Here is a 2364-nt window from a genome sequence, read left to right as displayed (position 1 = left end):
CAGGGTCTTATATCATCCATGTCTAAAAGCCTGAGGTGATAGTGGTCAAGGCATCAAAAGTGTGGTCTTTTGGAACCTGGGATGAAAGCTCCTTCTATCCTCCTGCCTACCCCTATATATTTAAAGCCCAAGGATAGAATCTTATCTTGATGCAAGGCATTGCGGCCATCAAGGATGAGATAGAACTCAGTGACCGGAATCATTTTATGTCAATTCTTCAGACTCAAGAATTATCCTATCTTTCGTTAAAATCCCTGCCTTATAAAACTTCGCTGTAGCAACAATGATTCTGTCATGTATTTCTGGGATTTTTATTCGCATAGCTTCTTCCAAAATTTCAGATGTGAAACTAACTATCTCAAACTCCGCCTCGTCCTTTATTAACTGATACATTCTCTGAAAGTCAAATTCGACTTTGTCCCTTTCCGCGATGGCTAATGCCTCAGCAAGAACAATTGTTGGCACGAGTAAGCGTCCACCCCTCCTCCTAACCTCGTCTATCTTTTCCTTAAGCCCCCCTTTTAAACGTTTGCTTCCTATGAAATACCAGATCAGAATGTGTGTGTCTAATACATAAATCATTAGAGGTTTTCTGTCTCTCTGAATAAATCCTTCTTTGCTTCCTCTATTACCTCGTCTGTAATATCACCACCATGAACACTGCCAAAGAGCGAAAGTTTTTCTCTCGGTTTTGTCTTTACCTGCAGCAAATCCCTTTTTAGGTATTCAAGTTCTCGTTGTAAATCTTTAATTCTCTCTAAAGCGTCTTTAGTTGTTATCTCCATTGTCAAACACCTCCTACTATACCTTTACACTGTTCACATTCTTGTCCCACGATGATAACCGGATGCATCTACAGATAGAACCTCCTCACCTTCAACTTCCTCCATGTATTTGCCAAGCCCATAGCTTTCCAGAATTTCCTCTATCTTTTCAAATGTTTCTATATCTATTAAAACCGCCTTTTTCTTATCATCATCGGTGACGATATACTCTTTTTTAATATCAAGCACTTACTAATACCCCCGTTTCTTATTTATATACCATCATCATTCTACCCTATGGTAGTTTGATTAATCAAAGCCTACCCCAGGCAGCCGCCAGACCAACATAGCCAGCGCCGATAACTATGATGCTCATCAAGCCTCCTACCATTATAATTCAAATTGTAACACACTGAAGTAATTCGTGATGAGTCATCAGTTATGTGTGACGGGTAATCCGTGATGAGTGATGAGTAATGAATAACGGGTGATGGGTGACCAGTTCCTGGTCGATAGTCAGCAGTCAGACCTTAACGGTTCCCCTGAAATTCACTACGTCCACAGTGATGCTCTTAGAAGGCTTCCCTTGCGTCTGTGCCACCTTTTCCATCTCTTTATAGACCACGGCATCAAGGAATTTCTCCCCACATTGTTGGCATACTTCAGCAGGAACTTCCTCAAAGATAATCAGCTTTTCACCCCACCAAAAATCTACGCTCACTTCCTCTTTCTCTACCTTGCCACCACAAAAGTAACACCTCGCCACCATCCTTATCACCTCCTTATCTTCAAATCTTCTTGCCATTCACTGAGACTGGGCTCATATACTGTAATGATTATAATCTCTTCCCCAACCCTACCACAAACTATATGAAGAGGTTTCCCTTTAAAAGTAAAGCCTAAAATCAAACAGCTCGCTCCTCTGACATCATAGGGATAATCTTCGATTATTTCGCCTCTAGAGATAGCCTCTTCAATCTCTCCTGTGTTTATCCTTCTCTTTCGAAGTTTTTCAGTATGAGTGAAAGAGATGTAATACTTTCCCTTGCGAACTTTCTCTTTGATCTGTTCTATTTTCATATTTTTCCCTGCTACTGTTCATATCAAAGCGGATTACCTTAAGGCTTCCTGGCAAATGCCTCCGCCAGGGGCAAGCCCACATAGTCCAAACCAATGATGCAAACAACTGAGTTGCTACAGTCAACGCAGTTCATTGAGTTCACCTAATATTTCCTTATCCCACAGCTCTCTATCGTCTTCATAAAACATTTCTTTGGCCCTATTGTAATCAATTTCTATGGATTTACACCTGATCCTCTTTTGACAAAAATAGAAAACAGGCATGTGGACAAAACAGTGAAAAACCTGACTTAGGTCACCATACCAATCCCTTAATGTTGTCCAATCGCTTCCATCATTAAATTCGATATCCTCTCTACTCTTAAGCCTCATTTTAATTTTGGGTAGGGAAATAGAGGGAGTAAGGTCACACAAAAACTCAGCAATCCTATTTACTAAAAACACCCACCAGGAGGCCTCCTCAAGATAAATATTTGCCTTGTTATAAATTGAATTTATGCCGTAACTCCAGCTTTTCATT

Annotated in this window: 6 protein-coding genes; all 6 read right to left on the bottom strand. The window is 40.4% G+C overall.

The window, feature by feature from the left end; genetic code table 11:
* Positions 1-204: 204 nt before the first annotated feature.
* Positions 205-582 (bottom strand): PIN domain-containing protein, encoded by a 378-nt coding sequence (locus U9O96_01700; protein MEA2053821.1) that lies wholly within the window; start codon positions 580-582, stop codon positions 205-207.
* Positions 582-785: a hypothetical protein gene (locus U9O96_01695; protein ID MEA2053820.1), complete on the bottom strand. Its 204-nt coding sequence runs from the start codon at positions 783-785 to the stop codon at positions 582-584. Before U9O96_01695 ends, U9O96_01700 begins: the two co-directional genes overlap by 1 nt.
* Before the next feature lie 33 nt (positions 786-818).
* A complete protein-coding gene (locus tag U9O96_01690; GenBank protein MEA2053819.1) occupies positions 819-1013 on the bottom strand; it encodes a hypothetical protein in 195 nt (64 codons plus the stop codon).
* Between the two features lie 274 nt (positions 1014-1287).
* A complete protein-coding gene (locus U9O96_01685) occupies positions 1288-1533 on the bottom strand; it encodes a type II toxin-antitoxin system MqsA family antitoxin (GenBank protein ID MEA2053818.1) in 246 nt (81 codons plus the stop codon).
* A gap of 5 nt (positions 1534-1538) precedes the next feature.
* The gene (locus U9O96_01680) at positions 1539-1844 is read right to left on the bottom strand and encodes a DUF4258 domain-containing protein (GenBank protein ID MEA2053817.1); all 306 of its coding nucleotides are present in this window, start codon (positions 1842-1844) and stop codon (positions 1539-1541) included.
* A gap of 120 nt (positions 1845-1964) precedes the next feature.
* The coding region (locus U9O96_01675) for a hypothetical protein (GenBank protein MEA2053816.1) at positions 1965-2364 on the bottom strand (400 nt) is incomplete at its 5' end.

It is taken from the genome of Candidatus Thermoplasmatota archaeon, from assembly GCA_034660695.1.
Classification (GTDB): Archaea; Thermoplasmatota; E2; order UBA202; family DSCA01; genus JAYEJS01.
This window is presented reverse-complemented; position numbering and strand designations above follow the sequence as displayed.